14 protein-coding genes and 1 riboswitch are annotated in these 18,863 nt (G+C 73.3%); of the genes, 4 read left to right on the forward strand and 10 right to left on the reverse strand.

Annotated features, from left to right (window positions below; all coding sequences use genetic code 11):
• Positions 1 to 171 precede the first annotated feature (171 nt).
• From QSK30_RS18825 to cobN, 5 genes are all read right to left on the reverse strand, one after another.
• A complete protein-coding gene (locus QSK30_RS18825) occupies positions 172 to 2,760 on the reverse strand; it encodes a bifunctional FO biosynthesis protein CofGH (RefSeq protein WP_285504458.1) in 2,589 nt (862 codons plus the stop codon).
• Positions 2,761 to 2,835: 75 nt separating this feature from the next.
• Positions 2,836 to 3,387, reverse strand: coding sequence for a DoxX family membrane protein (locus tag QSK30_RS18830; protein WP_285504459.1), 552 nt, complete (start codon positions 3,385 to 3,387; stop codon positions 2,836 to 2,838).
• A gap of 11 nt (positions 3,388 to 3,398) precedes the next feature.
• Positions 3,399 to 3,905: a hemerythrin domain-containing protein gene (locus QSK30_RS18835; protein WP_285504461.1), complete on the reverse strand. Its 507-nt coding sequence runs from the start codon at positions 3,903 to 3,905 to the stop codon at positions 3,399 to 3,401.
• Positions 3,906 to 3,986: 81 nt separating this feature from the next.
• Positions 3,987 to 4,856 (reverse strand): 4-hydroxy-tetrahydrodipicolinate synthase, encoded by an 870-nt coding sequence (gene dapA / locus QSK30_RS18840; RefSeq protein ID WP_285504462.1) that lies wholly within the window; start codon positions 4,854 to 4,856, stop codon positions 3,987 to 3,989.
• Positions 4,857 to 4,930: 74 nt separating this feature from the next.
• Complete coding sequence (gene cobN, locus QSK30_RS18845; protein ID WP_285504463.1) at positions 4,931 to 8,524, reverse strand: cobaltochelatase subunit CobN; 3,594 nt, start codon at positions 8,522 to 8,524, stop codon at positions 4,931 to 4,933.
• 49 nt (positions 8,525 to 8,573) lie between these two features.
• Positions 8,574 to 8,668, reverse strand: a riboswitch (cobalamin riboswitch).
• A 41-nt stretch (positions 8,669 to 8,709) separates the two neighbouring features.
• Between cobN and QSK30_RS18850 the strand changes: the two genes are divergently transcribed.
• From QSK30_RS18850 to QSK30_RS18860, 3 genes are all read left to right on the forward strand, one after another.
• Positions 8,710 to 10,047, forward strand: coding sequence for a ferredoxin-like domain-containing protein (locus tag QSK30_RS18850; protein WP_285504465.1), 1,338 nt, complete (start codon positions 8,710 to 8,712; stop codon positions 10,045 to 10,047).
• Between the two features lie 209 nt (positions 10,048 to 10,256).
• Positions 10,257 to 10,883, forward strand: a complete 627-nt coding sequence (locus tag QSK30_RS18855) for a precorrin-8X methylmutase (protein ID WP_285504466.1) — start codon at positions 10,257 to 10,259, stop codon at positions 10,881 to 10,883.
• Positions 10,880 to 12,385, forward strand: a complete 1,506-nt coding sequence (locus QSK30_RS18860) for a precorrin-2 C(20)-methyltransferase (RefSeq protein WP_285504468.1) — start codon at positions 10,880 to 10,882, stop codon at positions 12,383 to 12,385. Before QSK30_RS18855 ends, QSK30_RS18860 begins: the two co-directional genes overlap by 4 nt.
• Before the next feature lies 1 nt (position 12,386).
• On the opposite strand, the gene QSK30_RS18865 is transcribed toward QSK30_RS18860, so the two are convergent.
• The 5 genes from QSK30_RS18865 to QSK30_RS18885 all read right to left on the reverse strand — a co-directional run bounded on the left by QSK30_RS18865 (position 12,387) and on the right by QSK30_RS18885 (position 17,458).
• The gene (locus QSK30_RS18865; RefSeq protein ID WP_285504470.1) at positions 12,387 to 12,800 is read right to left on the reverse strand and encodes a hypothetical protein; all 414 of its coding nucleotides are present in this window, start codon (positions 12,798 to 12,800) and stop codon (positions 12,387 to 12,389) included.
• 111 nt (positions 12,801 to 12,911) lie between these two features.
• Positions 12,912 to 13,238: a hypothetical protein gene (locus tag QSK30_RS18870; protein ID WP_285504471.1), complete on the reverse strand. Its 327-nt coding sequence runs from the start codon at positions 13,236 to 13,238 to the stop codon at positions 12,912 to 12,914.
• 149 nt (positions 13,239 to 13,387) lie between these two features.
• Positions 13,388 to 14,170: a class I SAM-dependent methyltransferase gene (locus QSK30_RS18875; protein ID WP_285504473.1), complete on the reverse strand. Its 783-nt coding sequence runs from the start codon at positions 14,168 to 14,170 to the stop codon at positions 13,388 to 13,390.
• A 49-nt stretch (positions 14,171 to 14,219) separates the two neighbouring features.
• Positions 14,220 to 16,739 carry a DEAD/DEAH box helicase gene (locus QSK30_RS18880; protein WP_285504475.1) on the reverse strand — a complete coding sequence of 840 codons (2,520 nt, stop codon included), beginning with the start codon at positions 16,737 to 16,739 and terminating at the stop codon, positions 14,220 to 14,222.
• The gene (locus QSK30_RS18885; RefSeq protein ID WP_285504477.1) at positions 16,736 to 17,458 is read right to left on the reverse strand and encodes a cobalt-precorrin-6A reductase; all 723 of its coding nucleotides are present in this window, start codon (positions 17,456 to 17,458) and stop codon (positions 16,736 to 16,738) included. The genes QSK30_RS18880 and QSK30_RS18885 overlap by 4 nt, the downstream gene beginning before the upstream one ends.
• Positions 17,459 to 17,508: 50 nt before the next feature.
• On the opposite strand from QSK30_RS18885, the gene QSK30_RS18890 reads away from it, so the two are divergent.
• Positions 17,509 to 18,612, forward strand: a complete 1,104-nt coding sequence (locus QSK30_RS18890) for a cobalt-precorrin-5B (C(1))-methyltransferase (protein WP_285504478.1) — start codon at positions 17,509 to 17,511, stop codon at positions 18,610 to 18,612.
• Positions 18,613 to 18,863 lie beyond the last annotated feature (251 nt).

Raw genomic sequence — 18,863 nt, forward strand, 5'->3', positions numbered from 1 at the left:
CGGTCGAGCCGGACGTGGTCGAGCCGGACGTGGTCGAGCCGGACGTGGTCGAGCCGGACGTGGTCGAGCCGGACGTGGTCGAGCCGGACGTGGTCGAGCCGGACGTGGTCGAGCCGGACGTGGTCGAGCCGGACGTGGTCGAGGGGGCGCCGGGGCGGCCCCTCGACTAGGTCAGGAAACGGTGATCGGCAGCAGGTTCGGCTTCCACACCCCGTCGTGGGCCAGGCCCGCGGCGCGGCGCTCCGGAGGGACCACGCCGTAGGTGGTGGTGCGCTGCCGGGCCGGTCGGCCCGCCGCGGCGGCCAGGGCCTCGAGGTCGGCGATGGTCTTGTAGCTGCCGTTGTCGCTGCCCGCCATCCGGCTGATGGTCTCCTCCATCAGCGTGCCGCCCAGGTCGTTCACCCCGCCGCGCAGGACGTCGACCACGCCCGGGTCGCCGAGCTTGACCCAGCTGGTCTGGATGTTCGAGATCCGGCCGTGCAGCAGGATCCGGGCCAGCGCGTGCACCGCCCGGTTCTCCAGGTGCGTGGGCCCGGGCCGGGCGATGCCCGCCAGGTAGAGCGGGGCGTTGGTGTGCACGAACGGCAGCAGCACGAACTCGCTGAACCCGCCGGTGTCGGCCTGCACCGAGGCGATCAGCTTGAGGTGGGCCACCCAGTGCGCCGGGGTGTCGACGTGGCCGTACATCATCGTCGAGGTGGTGGGGATGCCCAGCCGGTGCGCGGTCGTGACGACCTCGATCCACGTGGCGGTGGGGAGTTTGCCCTTGGTGAGGATCCACCGGACGTCGTCGTCGAGGATCTCCGCGGCGGTCCCGGGCAATGAGTCCACACCGGACTCCCGGGCGGCGCTCAGCCAGTCGGCGATGGACAGGTTGGTCCGGGAGGCGCCGTTGACCACCTCCATCGGCGAGAAGGCGTGCACGTGCAGGCCGGGGGCGCGCTTCTTCACCTCGGCGGCGATGTCGAAGTAGGCCGTGCCGGGCAGGTCCGGGTGGATGCCGCCCTGCATGCAGACCTCGGTGGCGCCGACGTCCCAAGCCTGCTCCGCGCGCATGCCGACCTGGTCCAACGACAGCGTGTAGGCGTCGGCGTCGGTGCGGCGCTGGGCGAAGGCGCAGAAGCGGCACCCGGTGTAGCAGACGTTGGTGAAGTTGATGTTGCGGGTGACCACGTAGGTGATGTCGTCGCCCACGGCCTGCGCGCGCAGCGCGTCGGCCAGCGCGGCCAGCGCCTCGATCTCGGCACCGGGGCCCGCCGAGAGCAGGGTCAACGAGTCCGAATCGGACAGTCCGGCCGGGTCGCGCTCCGCGTTGCGCAGCGCCACGAGGAAGTCCGGGCGGATGGCGCCACCGGCGCCCACCGCGGAGGTCTTGCGCTCGACCTGGCCGCGCAGTTCCTCCCAGTCGCCGTAGACCGAGTCGAAGTCGTCGCGGCGGTCACCCGTGCGGCCCTCGGTGTCGATCGAGGTGTGCAGGTCGGTGCGGCCGGAGTCGACGAGGGCGACCTCCGGCTCCTGCCACGGCCGCCCGACCAGCGGCGCGTCCTCGACCGCCAGCCCGGTCTCCGGGTCGGCCAACGCCGCCACGTGCGCGGACAGCCGCGGGTCGAGCCACGGCTCGCCGCGCTTGAGGTACTCGGGGTAGATGGTCAGCCGCTCGGCGAGCCGGAACCCGGCCTCGGCGGTGCGCGCGGCCAAGTCCTCGATCTGCGGCCACGGCCGCTCGGGGTTCACGTGGTCCGGGGTCAGCGGCGACACCCCGCCCCAGTCGTCGACGCCCGCGCGCAGCAGCATCCCGAACTCGCCGCCGATCAGGTTGGGCGGGGCCTGGATGCGCGCCTTCGGACCGAGGACCACCCGGGCGACGGCGACCGTGGCGGCCAGTTCAGCGGCCTCGGCGTCGGGCATGCCGCGCATCGCGGTGTCCGGCTTGGCCCGGAAGTTCTGGATGATCACCTCTTGCACACCGCCGTAGCGGCGGGACACCTGGCGGATCGCGAAGATCGACTCGACCCGGTCGGCCAGTGTCTCGCCGATGCCGATCAGCACGCCGGTGGTGAACGGGACCGCCGAGCGGCCCGCCTCCTCCAGCACCCGCAGCCGGACGGCGGGCTCCTTGTCCGGTGAGCCGTAGTGCGGGCCGCCGGGCTCGGACCACAGCGCCGTCGAGGTGGTCTCCAGCATCATGCCCATCGACGGCGCGACCGGCTTGAGCCGCTGGAAGTCCGTCCAGGACAGCACCCCGGGGTTGAGGTGCGGCAGCAGCCCGGTCTCCTCGAGCACCCGGATCGCCATGGCGCGCACATAGGACAGCGTGTCCGGGTAGCCGGCCGCCTCCAGCCACTCGCGAGCGGCGTCCCAGCGGTCCTCGGGCCGGTCGCCCAGGGTGAACAGGGCCTCCTTGCAACCCATGGCGGCACCCTGGCGGGCGATCTCCAGCACCTCGTCGGGGCTGAGGAACGGCGCGGGCAACCTGCCTGGGACGGTCGCGAAGGTGCAGTAGTGACACCGGTCACGGCAGAGCCGGGTGAGCGGGATGAACACCTTACGCGAGTACGTGATCACCCCGGGCCTGCCCGTGGCCACGAGCCCGGCGTCGCGGACCCGCGACGCGGTGGCGAACAGGTCGTCGAGGTGCTCACCGCGCGCGTGCAGCAGGACCTCGGCCTCGACCTGGTCGATCACCACACCGTCGCGCGCCCGGCGCAACGCGCGCCGGATCGCGGACTCGGTGGGTTCGGGCACGTCTACACGGGTCACGGACACCTCCAGGAAGCGGCTCACACCAACCTATCCACCGATAGGGACGCGTGAGCCGTCCTGGTGATTCCGGACTCAGCCGGGAATGACGTTCCCCACTGCCTTCTTGGCCTTCGTCGGCACGCTCGAGACCGCCGACCCGACCGTGTCGGTGGTGTCGGAGATCCAGTCGCCGAGGTCGTGACCGGCGCGCTTGGCCCGCCAGGCGACCGACGGCTTGCCGTGCGTGTCGGCCGAGGCCAGCAGCAGGCCGCCGAGCAGGCTGACGTTCTTGAAGAACTGGACCTGCTGGCGCTGGCGCTCCTCCGGGTCCTTCTCCTCCCAGAAGCGGTGCGCCGCCAGCGTGGTCGGGACCAGGCTGCCGGAGAGCAGCAGCGCGGCGAGCCGGGGGAACTTGCCCAGCGCGAGCGCGAGCCCGGCGCCGATCTTGACCGCGCCGTCGATCTTGACCAGCGTGGCCGGGTCGGTCGGCACCTGGGCGGGGAGCTTGTCGCCCACCTTGTCCAGGGTGTCGGTCAGCAGCGGCTTGGCCGCCTCGACGTGGGCCTGGGGGGCGCGCAGCACGTTGACGCCGCCCGCGATGAAGATCGTGGCGAGCATCGGCCGGGCCAGCCTGCGCAGGATCATGGTCAGTCCTCTCAGTCGTCGATCCGGTCCTTGGTCTGCTCGACCAGCTCGCGGACGTGGGTCAGGTCGCCGCAGCCCGCCTTGATCCGCTCCTCGCGCACGCTGAGGAACCGCTCCCCCAGCTCCGCGCGGCGCTCGTCCGGGACATTGCGGCGGGCGTCGTCGAGGATGGTCCGCTCCTCCTCGTCGACGTGGTGGTTGACCGCCTTGACCAGGTCCTCGAGCTTCTCGTCCCACTGCTCGGAGCCCGCCGCCCCCGCCTCCAGCACGGCGAGCAGGGCCACGTGGCCCTCGGCGTGCTCCTCGGCACCGTGCTCGACCTCGTGGTCGTCGATGCCCTTGAACCGGCGCAGCGCCGGGTAGACCTCGGACTCCTCGGCCTCGGCGTGCGCGACCAGCAGCCCGGCCAGCTCGCCGAGCACCTGGTCCCGGTCGTTGGAGCTGTCGCGCAGCAGGCGGAACAGGTCCTCGAACCGGCGGTGGTCGGCCAGGATCAACTCGATCACGTCTGCGGACATCATGGCCTCCTGTGCGGTGTGTCGCCTGGGTCTTACCCCTGGCCGCGCCAGGTCAACCCTCAGGCCACGGCAAGTCGATCGTCACCGCAAGTCGATCTCCGCGCGGGCCCGGGCCAGGGCGGCGGCCGAGACGGGCAGCAGCGGCAGCCGCACGGCCGGGGTGGCGATGCGGCCCAGCGCGTGCAGCACCGCCTTGACCACGACCGGGTTGGGCTCGGCGAACAGGGCCGCGGCCAACCGGGCCAGGCGGTGCCCGAGCGCGCGGGCGCGGGCGACGTCGCCGGTGTGCCAGGCGTCGACGAGATCGGCGAAGCCGCGGGTGTCCAGGTGTGCCGAGGCCAGGATGCCGCCGTCGGCACCGATCGCGAGGAGCGGGGAGATCAGCACGTCGTCGCCGCCGTAGACGGTGAAGCCCGCGGGCCGCTCGGCCATCAGGGTGACCGTTTCGCCGTCGAGCGCGCCCGCGGAGTGCTTGGTGCCGACGACGCCGGGGACCCCGGCCAGCCGCAGGACGGTCTCGGCGGTGAGCTCCAGTCCAGTGCGATAGGGGACGTTGTACACGATCAGGGGAACCGGGCCCGCGAGCGCGGCGAAGTGGGCGAGCACGCCGTCCGCGGTCGGCCGGGTGAACGGCGGCACCGGCACCAGCGCCGCGGCGACACCGTCGGGCAGCTCGGCCAGCGCCTTGGCCGACCCCGCCGTGTCGTTGGAGCCACAGCCGACGATCAGCGGCACACCGTGCTCGTCGGCGACGCGGGCGCACACCGACAGCACGGTCGCGCGTTCGTCCACGGTCAGCGTCGCCGCCTCCGCGGTGGTTCCCAGCGCGACCAGCCCGACCGCGCCCCCGGCCAGCACGTCCCGTGCGAGACGCTCAAGGGAGGCGGTATCGACGCGGTCGTCGGCGGTGAACGGGGTGATCAGCGGTACCAGGACACCGGTGGGCAGCATGCCTCCGATCCTGCTGCCCACCGCGCACCGCACACCACCAAGAACCTGCCTGGCCGCGCCGAGAACCCGCCGATCTACTCCGAGCCCGCCTCGATGTCGCCCTCGACCTGCAGGTACAGCTCCTGCAACTGGCGCAGGGTGTCCGGGTCGGGCTCGGCCCACATCTTGCGCTCGGCCGCCTCCAGCAGGCGTTCGGCGATACCGTGCAGCGCCCACGGGTTGGACTCGGTGAGGAACTTGCGGTTCTCCGGGTCCAGCGCGTAGGTCTGCGCGAGCTTGTCGTACATCCAGTCGGCCACCACGCCCGTCGTGGCGTCGTAGCCGAACAGGTAGTCGACCGTGGCCGCCAGCTCGAAGGCGCCCTTGTAGCCGTGCCGCCGCATGGCCTCGATCCAGCGCGGGTTGACCACGCGGGAGCGGAACACCCGGTTGGTCTCCTCGGCCAGCGACCGGGTGCGCACGGACTCAGGGCGGGTGCTGTCGCCGATGTAGGCCGCGGGCGCGGTGCCGGTGAGCGCGCGGACGGTGGCGATCATGCCGCCGTGGTACTGGAAGTAGTCGTCGGAGTCGGCGATGTCGTGCTCACGGGTGTCGACGTTCTTGGCCGCGACGTTGATCCGCTTGTAGGCCGACTCCATGTCCGCGCGGGCGGCGGCGCCGTCTAGCTCGCGGCCGTAGGCGAAGCCGCCCCAGACCGCGTAGACCTCGGCGAGGTCGGAGTCGTCGCGCCAGTTGTGGCTGTCGATCAGCGGCAGCAGGCCCGCCCCGTAGGCGCCGGGCTTGGAGCCGAAGATCCGCGTGGTGGCGCTGCGCTCGCCCTTCTCGGCGTCGGCCTGGACGTGCGCGCGGACGAAGTTGTCCTCGTCGGACTCCGCCAGCGCGGCGACCAGTCGGACGGCGTCGTCGAGCAGGTAGACCACGTGCGGGAAGGCGTCGCGGAAGAAGCCCGAGATGCGCACCGTCACGTCGATGCGCGGCCGGCCCAGCTCGGCCAGCGGGATGACCTCCAGGCTGCTGACCCGCCGGGACGCCTCGTCCCAGACCGGGCGCGCGCCCAGCAGGGCCAGCACCTCGGCGATGTCGTCGCCGGAGGTGCGCATGGCCGAGGTGCCCCACACCGACAGGCCCACCGAGCGCGGCCACTCGCCGGTGTCCTCGCGGTAGCGGGCGACCAGCGACTCGGCCATCGCCGAGCCGGTCTCCCAGGCCAGCCTGCTCGGGATCGCCTTGGGGTCGACGGAGTAGAAGTTGCGGCCGGTGGGCAGCACGTTGACCAGGCCGCGCAGCGGCGAGCCGCTCGGGCCCGCGGGCACGTAGCCGCCGTCGAGGGCGTGCAGCACGTGGTCGATCTCGTCGGTGGTCTTGGCCAGCCGCGGCACGATCTCCGTCGCGGCGAAGGTCAAGACGTCGACGACGGCCGCGTTGTCCTCGTGCAGGACGTCCCGGGTGACCTGCTGGGCCTCGCCGGGCACCCAGCCGTGGTCCTCCATGGCCTGCACCAGCGCGAGGCCGACGGCGTCGATCTCGTCGGTCTTGGTCCGGGTCTCCGAGCCGTCCTCGCGCAGCCCCAGCGCCTCGCGCAGGCCGGGCAGCGCGGCGGCCTGGCCGCCCCACATCTGCCGGGCGCGCAGCATCGAGTTGACCAGGTTGACCCGACCCGGCCCGGTCGGGGCGTCGCCGAGGGTGTGCAGGCCGTCGCGGATCTGCACGTCCTTGATCTCGCACAGCCAGCCGTCGACGTGCAGCAGGAAGTCGTCGAACTCCGCGTCGTGCGGGCGGTCGTCCAGGCCGAGGTCGTGGTCGAGCTTGGCGGCCTGGATCAGCGTCCAGATCTGCGCCCGGATGGCCGGGAGCTTGGCCGGGTCCATCGCGGCGATGTTGGCGTGCTCGTCGAGCAGCTGCTCGAGCCGGGCGATGTCGCCGTAGCTCTCGGCGCGCGCCATCGGCGGCACCAGGTGGTCGACCAGGGTGGCGTGCGCGCGGCGCTTGGCCTGGGTGCCCTCGCCCGGGTCGTTGACCAGGAACGGGTAGACCAGCGGCAGGTCGCCCAGCGCGGCGTCCGGGCCGCAGGCCGCGGACAGGCCCAGGTTCTTGCCGGGCAGCCACTCCAGGTTGCCGTGCTTGCCCAGGTGGATCATGGCGTGCGCGCCGAAGCTGTCGGCGACCCAGCGGTAGGCGGCCAGGTAGTGGTGGCTGGGCGGCAGGTCCGGGTCGTGGTAGATCGCCACCGGGTTCTCGCCGAACCCGCGCGGCGGCTGGACCATCAGCACCACGTTGCCGGTCCGCAGGGCGGCCAGCACGATCTCGCCCTCGGGGTCCTGGGAACGGTCGACGAACAGCTCACCGGGCGCCGGTCCCCAGTGCTGCTCCATCGACTCGCGCAGCTCGGCGGGCAGGGTGTCGAAGAACGCGCGGTAGTCGGCGGCGGAGATGCGCACCGGGTTGCCGGTGAGCTGCTTCTCGGTGAGCCAGTTCGGGTCTTGGCCGCCCGCCTCGATCAGCGCGTGGATCAGCGCGTCGCCGTCGCCTGCCGCGCGACCGGGGAGGGCGCCCTCGGCACCGAGGTCGTAGCCGGCGCGGTCGAGCGCGTCGAGCAGGCGGATGGCGCTGACCGGGGTGTCCAGGCCGACGGCGTTGCCGATCCGAGAGTGCTTGGTGGGGTAGGCCGACAGCATCAGCGCGATCTTGCGCTCGGCGGCCGGGGTGTGCCGGAGGGCGGCGTGCTTGACCGCGATCCCGGCGACCCGGGCGGCGCGCTCGGGGTCGGGCACGTAGACCGAGAGGCCGTCGCGGTCCTGCTCCTTGAACGAGAACGGGACGGTGATCAGGCGGCCGTCGAACTCCGGGACCGCGACCTGGGTAGCGGTGTCCAAAGGGGACAGACCGTCGTCACTGTCCTCCCAGGACTGCCGATCCGAGGTGAGGCAGAGTCCTTGCAGGATGGGGATGTCGAGGTCGGCGAGGGCGCCGACGTCCCATGCGCCGTCGTCGCCGCCGGCACCCGCGGCGGCAGGGAGCGTGCCACCGGCGGCGAGGACGGTGACCACCAGGGCATCGAGCGTGCCGAGGATTGCGAGCAGCTCGGCGGGCGCGGTGCGCAGCGAGGCGCAGTAGACCGGGACGGCGACGCCGCCCTTGTCCTCGACCGCGTCGGCCAGCGCCCCCACGAACGCGGTGTTCCCGGCGAGGTGGTGCGCGCGGTAGTAGAGGATCCCGACCCGCGGCCCCTCGGTGCGGCGCGGCGTGCGCTCGAAGTGGCCCCACGGGGAGAGCTCGACCGGCGGGGCGAAGCCGGTGCCGGTGAGCAGGAGCGTGTCGGAGAGGAAGTGAACAAGCTCACGCAGGTTGTCCGGGCCACCGAAGGCGAGGTAGCGGTGCGCCTCGGCGACGACGCCGCCGGGCGCGGTCGAGCACTCCATCAGCTCCGCGTCGGGCGCCTGCTCACCGCCGAGGACCACGACCGGGCGCCTGCCCGCGAGCAGCGCGTCCAGCCCGGCCTCCCAGGCGCGGCGTCCGCCGAGCAGCCGCACCACGACGATGTCGACACCGTCGAGCAGCGGCGGCAGGTCGTCGACGTGCAGGCGGGCGGGGTTGGCCAGCCGGTAGTCCGCGCCGCTGGCGCGGGCGGAGAGGAGGTCGGTGTCCGAGGTCGACAAGAGCAGGATCATGAGGGCCCTTCCTGGGGTCCTCGCCCCGGGTCGTGGGTGGCGGTGGCAGGAGTGTCCTGGCTCCCGGATCAGCGTTCCCCTGGGTTCAGGGCCGCTCCCCCGGTGACAGTGGCGGGACCGCGCCGGACTCGCACCGGCTTCCTCCACGTGCCATCGCTGTGTCCGGACCACCCTATATTCGGACGGTGGCCTCCTCCCAGCGCCGAACGGGCGCCGACGCCTGCCCCGGCGCGCTCGACGTGCACCAGGCAGCCGACGGCGGCTTGGCGCGCGTGCGCGTCCCGGGTGGCCAGCTCACCGCCGAGCAGCTGCGAGTGGTGGTGGAATCCGCCGCCGACCTGGGCAACGGCGTCGTGGAGCTGACCTCGCGGGCGAACCTGCAGGTCCGGGGGCTGGCACCGGGTACGGAGGTCGACCTGGCGGCCCGACTCGCGGCCGTGGGGCTACTGCCCTCGCTCAGCCACGAGAAAGTGCGCAACATCATGGCCTCGCCCCTGGGCCCGGGTGACCTCGTGGCCGAACTGGACGAGCTGCTGCGCGCCACCCCGGCCCTGGCAGCCCTACCCGGCCGCTTCCTGTTCGCCTTGGACGACGGCACCGGCGACGTGGCCTGGCTGGGCGCCGACCTCACCGCTGTCCCGGTCGACCCACACCACAGCCGCAATTCTCAGAGCCGCACTCCCGCCCCGAGCACCCTCCACCCGCCAACCGCAAGCACCCCCCACTCCGCAAGCGCCTCAGACCCCGCAAGCGGCCCTCACCCCTCAGTGGACGGCCCCCACCCAACCCCGGGGGGACAGCCCACGCCCATTTTATCGGGGGGAGGGCTCGGGCGGGGACGGGACGGGCTGCCTGTGGATAGGTGTGGACAACTGCACGCGGTACTCCTTGGCGGTGTTGACCTGGGGATACGGGTTCGGCGAGAGGACACGGCGCGGGTGCTCGTCACTCTGGCGGGTGACTTCCTGAGATTGCGCGACGGGCACTGGCGGATCGCGGAACTGGGGCCGCAGGTGGCCGAGGTCGCCGCGGCGGTCGGGACCAGCGACGCGCGCATCGCCGTCGGCGCGCCGCCGACCGCGGGGCCGATGGGACCGCTGGTGTTCGCCGACGGGTCGCCGGGGTTCGGCGCTGTGGCGCCCCTCGGACGGATCACCGCGGCCCAAGCCGCCGTCCTGGGCACGGTGATCATCACGCCGTGGCGCGGCGTGGTCGTGCGGGGGGACGGGCGCGGGCTGGCCGAGGCGGGTTTGCTCACCGAGTGGGGGGCGCCAGGAATCGGGGTCACGGCGTGCGCGGGCAAGCCGGGGTGCGCGAAGGCGCTGGCCGACGTGCGGTCCGCCGCGCTGGCGGTCGACCAGCCGGGTCGGGCGGTGCACTGGTCCGGCTGCGGGCGGCGGTGCGGGCGGCCCGCGGGTGCGGTGATCGACGTGGTGGCCACGGCCGACGGCTACCTTCTCGACGGCCGGGCGATCCCCGGCGGCCAAGTGGTCGGAGCGGTCGCCGACAGACGGCAGCAGTGACAGTGACCGATGCGGCGGCCACGGCGGACAGCTACCTTCTCGACGGCGCGGCAACCCCACCGGCCAAGTGACCACGGCGGTCGCCGACAGACGGCAGCAGTCACAGTGACCGACCTGGTGGCCACGGCGGACGGCTACCTTCTCGACGACCGGGCGATCCCCGGCAACCAGGTGACCGCAGCGGTCGCCGACGGACGGCAGGAGTGATGGTGTTCGACTACATCCGGGACGGCGCGGAGATCTACCGCCGCTCGTTCGCCACGATCCGCGCGGAGGCCGACCTGGCCGGGCTGCCCGAGGACCTGGCGCGCGTGGTGGTCCGCATGATCCACGCCTGCGGGATGGTCGACCTGGTCCCCGACGTCGCCCACTCCCCCGACGTGGTGGCCTCCGCCCGCGCGGCGCTCGACGCCGGGCACCCGGTCCTCTGCGACGCGCACATGGTCGCCTCGGGCATCACGCGCAGGCGGCTGCCCGCCGACAACGAGATCATCTGCACCCTGTCCGACCCCCGGGTGCCGGGGCTGGCCCAAGAGCTGGGCACCACGCGCAGCGCCGCGGCGCTGGAGTTGTGGCGGGATCGGCTCGACGGGGCCGTGGTGGCGATCGGCAACGCGCCGACGGCGTTGTTCGCGCTGCTGGAGATGATCGAGAAGGGCGCGGGCAGGCCGGCCGCGATCCTCGGGCTGCCGGTCGGGTTCATCGGCGCGGCCGAGTCCAAGGACGCGCTCGCCGCCTACCCGGGCGAGATCCCGTACCTGGTGGTGCGCGGGCGCCGCGGCGGCAGCGCGATGGCCGTGGCCGCGGTCAACGCGATCGCGAGCGACGTCGAATGAGCGGCACCCTCTACGGCGTCGGGCTGGGGCCGGGCGACCCGGAGTTGGTCACGGTCAAGGCCGCCCGGTTGATCACCGGGGCCGATGTCGTCGCCTACCACAGCGCGCGGCACGGCAAGTCGATCGCGCGCGGTGTCGCCGAGCCGTACCTGCGGGACGGTCAGATCGAGGAGCAGCTGGTCTACCCGCTGACCGTCGAGACCACCGACCACCCCGGCGGCTACGCGGGCGCGATGGCCGAGTTCTACGAGCACAGCGCCGCCCGGCTGGCCGCGCACCTCGACGCCGGGCGCGATGTCGTCGTGCTGGCCGAGGGTGATCCGCTCTTCTACGGCTCCTACATGCACATGCACAAGCGGCTGTGCGACCGCTACCCCACCGAGGTGGTGCCGGGTGTGACGTCGGTCAGCGCCGCAGCGGCGGTGCTGGGCAGGCCACTGGTCGAGGGTGAAGAAGTCCTGACCGTCCTACCGGGAACGTTGCCCGAAGCCGACCTGGCCGAGCACCTCGCTCGGACCGACTCGGCCGCGGTGCTCAAGCTGGGTCGCACGTTCGGCAAGGTGCGCGACGCCTTCGCCGCGGCGGGCAAGCTCGACCGCGCCCTCTACGTCGAGCGGGCCACCTGGGACCAGGGCCGGAGTCTGCCACTGTCCGAAGTAGACCCGACCACCGTGCCGTACTTCTCGTTGGCACTGCTGCCAAGCCCGGTCAACGACGGTGTCCGATCGGCCGCGCGATCCGCCGAAAGCGTCGTGGCGGTGGGCGAGGTGGTGGTCGTGGGCACCGGCCCGGCGGGCAGGCCGTGGCTGACGCCGGAGGCGCAGGAAGCGCTGGCGGTGGCCGACGACCTGGTGGGCTACAAGACCTATCTCGACCGCGTGCCGCCGAACCCCCGTCAGCAGCGGCACGCCTCGGACAACCAGGTGGAGGCCGAGCGGGCGGCGTTCGCGCTCGACCTGGCCAAGCGCGGGCGCCGGGTCGCCGTGGTGTCCTCCGGCGACCCGGGCGTGTTCGCGATGGCGGCGGCGGTCCTCGAGGTGGCGACCGATCCGCAGTGGACAGAGGTGCCGGTGCGGGTGCTGCCCGGCCTGACCGCCGCGCAGGCGGTGGCCAGCCGGGTGGGCGCGCCGCTGGGGCACGACTTCTGCGTGATCTCGCTGTCCGACCGGCTCAAGCCGTGGGAGGTGATCACCCGCAGGCTCGACGCGGTGGCCGCCGCCGACCTGGTGATCGCGATCTACAACCCGGCGTCGAAGAGCCGCACCTGGCAGCTGGGCGAGGCGCGGGACCTGTTGCTGCGCCACCGGTCCCCGGACACACCGGTGGTGATCGGCCGCGACGTGGGCGGCCCGACGGAGTCCGTCCGGGTGCTGCGGCTGGCCGATCTCGATCCATCCACTGTGGACATGCGCTGCCTGCTGCTGGTCGGCTCCTCGCAGACCCGGGTGGTCGAACGAGGCGACGGCACCCGGGTCGTGTTCACCCCCCGGCACTACCCGTGACTCAGGCGGCGCGGCAGGGCGCGCCCTTGATCCCCATCGCCAACTCGGTGGCGTCCGCGCCCTCGACGCTGACCGAGCCGACCTCGAAGCCGTAGACCAGGGTCGAGGCGTCGTCGCAGAGCGCCTTGGCCTTGGCCGAGTCCTTGGCCTTGAACGCGGTGGACACCACGACCCGGGTGCACTGGCCGACGATCTCGACCCCCTTGACCCCGTCGAGTGCGCCGATGCCCTCCTTGAGGTTCTTGATCGCTGCGGGCGGGCAGCTGGCGTCCCGGTCGCCTGAGCCCTCGCTCGCGGCGGGGACCACGGGCGCGCCGGGCACGGTCGGGATCGGTGTGCTCGACCCGCAGCCGCCTAAGGCGAACAGGAACGCGGCGGGGACGACGAGAGCGGCGAGGCGGGCGGTGCGGGTCATCTGGTCCTCCTGTGGAGCGCGGCGGGAGCTCGTCGCCTTTGAGGACGCGACGGCCGGGCACCGGGTTGCGATCTTGTCCGGCCGAATCTCCGCACTCCACAATGGACAGTGTCAGCGCCGTGCGCAGGGCGCGCCCTTGATTCCCGTCGCCAGCTCTGAGGAGTCCACGGCCCGCACGCTCACCGAGCCGATGCCGAAGCCATAGGCCAGGACAGCGGCGTCATCGCAGATGGTGGTGGCACGGTCGGAGACCTCGCCCGCGGCTTTGAGGCTGGTCGACACCACCAGCCGGGTGCAGTGCCCCACGACCTCGGCGCCGGTGACCCCGCCGATGGACTTCACGTCGCCCAGCAGGTCCGCGAGCACCTCCTCGGACAGGCACAGGTCCTGGTCCGACGCCGGGGCGGACCCGGCGGACGAGCTGGGCGGCAGGGGCACGCCGGAGGTGGTGGAGCCGCACCCGACGAGAGCCAGTCCGCTAACGAGGACAAGGGCGAACGCGAGCGGGGTTCTGCCAGGCTTGGGGGCTCTGGAAGGCTTCGGGCTTCCTTCGGGCATGGATGTCCTCCTGGTGGTGGGTCCACCAGTCAAGACGCGGCACGGGGGCTACCGGTTGCGATCAGGTGGGCACTGGCGGCGATCAGCCGCGGATCTCGCTCGACCAGCCGAGCGCAGCGCGCGGCCGCGTCCACCATTCGGGCGAACCCGTTGTCCCCCAGTGCGTCCAGGGTAGGCCAAACGGGTCCCTCGACCCCGTACACCGCCACGTCGGTGAAACCGCCCGCGGCGACCTCGGCGCCGAGCTCGTCGGCGTCGTGGAAGTGCGCCGGGACGAAACCGACGTGCCCGTCGTAGGCGCCGGTGGCCAGCACCTCGGCGACCCGGGGCGCCAGCTCGGCGGAGAGCCGCCCGGCGCTCCCGGTCTCCAGCAGCGTCAGGCACCGGCTGATGGCCGCCGCGAACAGGACTCCACCGGGCCGCAGCACGCGCGCGGCCTCGGCCAGCGCGAGTCGCCGGTCGGCGACGTCGCACAAGTGGTAGAGCGGCCCGAACAGCAACACCACGTCGACGCTGCCGGTCGGCACGGCCGGCTCCCGGGCGTCCCCCACCGAGGCAGTCACCCCTGGCAACGAGGCGGCCGCCTCGACGTGGGCCGGGACGGGGTCGATGACGTGCACCGAGTGCCCGTCCGCCGCCAGCCATTCGGCGTGCGCGCCGGTCCCACCACCGACGTCGAGCACCCGGGCCCGGGCCGGGATGTCCCGGCGGATGATCTCCTTGGTGCGCAACAGCTCCAGCCTGCCGTGCGGCGTGCGGTACAAGCGATCGTGCTCGGTGGTGCCGCTGGTGTAGTAGCTGTGCAGGTCCATGCGCCCATGCTGGCGTTCCCAACCGACCACGCGCCAACGGTTTTCGGGGTCAGGCGCGTAGTTCGACCAGCGCGGCGAGTTCGTCGTCGGTCAGTTCGGTCAGGGCGGACTCACCCCCGGAGAGCACCGAGGCAGCCAGATCCCTTTTGCTGGCAAGCAATGCCGCCACGCGGTCCTCGACCGTGCCCTCCGCGATCAGCCGGTGCACCTGCACCGGGCGCGTCTGCCCGATCCGGTACGCGCGGTCGGTCGCCTGGTCCTCGACCGCCGGGTTCCACCAGCGGTCGTAGTGCACGACGTGGTCGGCCCGGGTCAGGTTCAGCCCGGTGCCCGCCGCCTTGAGGGACAACAGGAACACCGGGAAGGCGCCCGCGGTGAACTCGGCCACGAGCGTGTCGCGGCGGGCCACCGGGGTGCCGCCGTGCAGGAACCCAGTGGCGACACCGCGTTCGCGCAGGTGCCGTTCGAGCAGCCGGGCCATCGCCACGTACTGGGTGAACACCAGCACCGCGCCGTCCTCGGCGAGGATGGTGTCGAGCAGCTCGTCGAGCAGGGCGAGTTTGCCGGAGCGGCCCGCCGTCCGGCCCGACTCCTCGGCGAGGTAGTGCGCGGGGTGGTTGCAGATCTGTTTCAGCACCGTCAGAAGGCGCATCACCTGGCCGCGGCGGGCCATCCCGTCGGCGTCCCGGATGGCGGCCATCGAGCCGCGGGCGGCGGCGGTGTAGAGGCCGATCTGCTCGCGGGTGAGCGGCACCGGGTGGTCGGTCTCGGTCTTGGGCGGCAGTTCGGGGGCGATCCCGGGGTCGGACTTCTTGCGCCGCAACAGGAACGGGCCCACCAGCCGGGCGAACCGCTCCGCCACGGCGGGGTCGGCGGCGATCGGCTTCACCCAGCGGGCGCGGAACGAGTCCAGGGTGCCGAGCAGCCCGGGCGTGGTCCAGTCGAGGATCGCCCACAGGTCGAGCAGGCCGTTCTCCACCGGGGTCCCGGTCAGCGCGACCCGGGCCACCGCGGGGATCGTCCGCAGCGCCTTGGCCGTGCTCGCGGCGGGGTTCTTCACGTGCTGCGCCTCATCGGCGACCACCAGCCCCCAGCGGTGCAGGGCGAGCAGGGACGCGTCGCGGCGCATCGTGGCGTAGGTGGTGAGCACGAACCCGTCGTCGGCGACCGACCGGGTGGCACCGTGGTAGCGCCGGACCGGGACGCCCGGGGCGAACCGGCGGATCTCCCGCGCCCAGTTGCCCAGCAGCGAGGCCGGGCACACCACCAGTGTCGGCCCTCGCGTGTCCACATCGGACTGTCGGTGCAGGTGCAGGGCGATGAGCGTGATCGTCTTGCCCAGTCCCATGTCGTCGGCCAGGCAGGCACCGAGACCGAGGTCGCTCATCCGGGCCAGCCAGCGCAGGCCGCGCAGCTGGTAGTCGCGCAGCGTGGCGGCGAGCGCGGCGGGCTGGGCCACCGGCGCCCCGGACTCCGGGTCGGCGATCCGGGCGCGCACGCCCGCCAGCCACCCGTCGGCGACGACCTCGACCCGGCGGCCGTCGACCTCCGTGCTGCCGACCAGCGCGGCGCCCAGCGCCTCGGCCGCGGCCATCGGCGGCAGCGCGCGCGGCACGGGGCCGGACCCGAGCACGACCCACTTGTCGCGCAACCGCACGGCCCGGTGGTGTGTGTCGGCTAGCCGGTCGATCTCGGCGCGGGTGAGCGGCACGCCGTCGAGCACGAACTCCCACTGCGCGGACAGCGTCCCGTCGCGCTCGGTCCGGCCGAGGACGACGTGCTCGGTCAGCGTGCCCAGCAGGTCGCGCGGCCAGTGCACGGCGAGCCCGATCACGCTAAGGCGCGGGGCGGTGGTCAGGAGGTCACCGACCTCGGACTCGGTGAGCGCGATCCGGTCGGGGGTGGTCTGGAGCAGCAGCCGCCGCAGTGGTGGCCACGAGCGCGCGCCCCGGGTGAGGGCGGTGGTCAACGTCGCCCGGGCGGTGGCGTCGCCGCGCGCCCAGACCTCGACCGCGTCGAACACGGTCCCGGGCTCGCCGACCGGGTGCGCCTGCGCCACGCAGGTCCCATCGGCCTCCAGGCGGAGTGAGCAGCGCACGGCACCGCGCAGTCCGTCCACGATCTCGGGCTCGTCGATCACGGGCGGGGCGTCCATCACTGCGGGCCGCTCGTCGGCGGCCGCGCCTGCGATGGCCGCGACGAAGGCGTGCACCAGGTCCTCGGGGCGGCCGGAGCGCGGTGTGCGGGCGTCGGCGGGCATGGCCGCGGCGAGTTCGCGCAGGCGGGCGGTGTCCTCGGGCCGCCGGTGCCCCTGGGCGACCAGGCGCAGCGCGAAGAGCACGACGGAGCCCCAGTAGCCCGCGGTGGGGTGGGCGTCGGGGCGCCGCCGGGCCCGGCTGAGGACCGGGACCGCCTCGGCGACCGGCAGGTGCGCGGCCACCACGACCCGGGCCGGGTCACCGAGCTCGAGCTCGCCCAGCTCGACCTCGTCGGGGAGGGCGTCGCCGTGGAAGGCCACCACCTGGGCGTTCTCCACCGTGACGGCGCAGCGCGCCAGCCCGTCGATCACCGCTGGTCCAGCCAGGCGAGGACCTCGTCGACGGTGGCGACCAGCGGCACGTCCGGTGGCGCGGGCCGGGCGACCACGACCACCGGGACGCCCAGCGCCTCGGCGGCGTCGAGCTTGGCCACCGTGAGCGGGCCGCCGCTGTCCTTGGTGACCAGCACGTCGACGCGGTGCTCGCGCAGCAGGGCCAGCTCACCCTCGAGTGTGTAGGGGCCGCGGTCGAGCAGCAGGTGCATCCGCTTTGGGAGCGGAGGGTCGGGTGGGTCGACGCAGCGGACCAGGAACCACCGGTCGGTGTCGGCGAACACGGCCAGCCCCTGGCGGCCGGTGGTGAGGAAGATCCGCTCCCCCAGGTCGGCGGCCGCGCGGTTCGCCGCGGCGAGGTCGGGCACCGGGTGCCAGCCGGGCCGGGGTGTCCAGCCCGGACGGCGCAGCATGATCAGCGGGACGCCGCGTTCGCGGGACGCGGTGGCCGCCGACGCGCTGATCCGCTCCGCGAACGGGTGGGTGGCGTCGACCACGGCGTCGACCCGCTCGGCGACCAGCCACTCGGCGAGCTTGACCGGACCACCGAAGCCGCCGACCCGGACCTCCCCCACCGGCAGCTTGGGGTCGCGCACCCGACCGGCCAGGGAGGACACCACGGTCGTACCCGCGCGCCCGTGCAGCGCGGCCGCCAGTGCGCGGGCCTCGGCGGTGCCGCCCAGGACGAGGACCCTCACCGGACCACCCCCGCCGCGCCCGCGCGGTGTCCATCGGTCACCCTGGTGCCATGACCGGAGAGCGGCGGACGCCGGAGGGCCTGCGCTACGGCTGGACCACCGGCGCGTGCGCGACGGCCGCCACCACGGCGGCCTACACCGCGCTGCTCACCGGCGACTTCCCCGATCCGGTGACGATCACCCTCCCCAAGGGACAGACCCCGGCGTTCGCGCTGGCCGTCGAGCACCTGGGCGGCGAACACCCGGGCGGCGAGGCGATGGCGGGCGTGGTCAAGGACGCGGGCGACGACCCGGACGTCACGCACGGCGCGCTGATCCGGTCGACGGTCCGCCACGGCTCGCCGGGCAGCGGGGTCGCGTTCCGCGCCGGTCCGGGGGTGGGCACGGTGACCAAGGCGGGGCTGCCGTTGGACGTCGGCGAGCCCGCGATCAACCCGGTGCCCCGGCAGCTGATCCGCGAGCACGTCGCGGCGGTGGCGGCGGCGCACGGCGGCACCGGTGACGTGGTGGTCGAGATCTCGGTGGACGGCGGTGAGGAGCTGGCGCGCAAGACCTGGAACCCCCGCCTGGGAATCCTGGGTGGACTGTCCATTTTGGGCACGACAGGCGTGGTGGTGCCGTACTCGTGCTCGGCGTGGATCGACAGCATCCGCCGGGGCATCGACGTCGCCCGAGCGGGGGGGTACGAGCACGTGGCGGGCTGCACGGGGTCGACGTCGGAGAAGACGGTCATGGCGCTCTACGGGCTCCCCGAGGACGCGCTGCTCGACATGGGCGACTTCGCCGGCGCGGTGCTGAAGTACCTGCGCAGGCACCCGGTCCCCCGACTGACGGTGGCGGGCGGTTTCGGCAAGCTCTCGAAGCTCGCCGACGGCCACCTCGATCTCCACTCTGGACGGTCGCAAGTGGACTTGAGCGCGCTCGCCCGGACCGCGGTCGCGGCGGGCGGCGACGACGAACTGGCCGCGCGGATCACCGCTGGGAACACGGCGTTGGAGGCCCTGCGACTGGCCGAGGCGGCGGGGGTGCCGCTGGGTGATGCCGTTGCGCGCCAGGCGAAGCAGACGGCAGTCGAGGTGCTCCGCGGGGCCGAGGTGGCGGTGGACGTGGTGGTGATCGACCGCGCCGGGGTGATCGTCGGTCGGGCACACTGAGATCGCTCGGGAGACCCACCGGCGGCGCTCGTGGGGCAGGGGAACCGAGGTCGCGCAGTGGGCTCGGTCCGCGTAGCGATCGACGGACAGGCACATCGAGGCCGCACAGCAGGCCCACTCGCAGCGAACGCCGGACAAGCACACCGAGATCGTGCGGTGGGCACGCCCGCAGCGAACGCCGGTCGGGTCCACCGAGAGCGCGCAGTAGGCCCACCCACGGCGATCGAAGGTCGGGCGCACCGACGTCGCGC

The organism is Actinokineospora sp. NBRC 105648, from assembly GCF_030269645.1.
Lineage (GTDB): Bacteria > Actinomycetota > Actinomycetes > Mycobacteriales > Pseudonocardiaceae > Actinokineospora.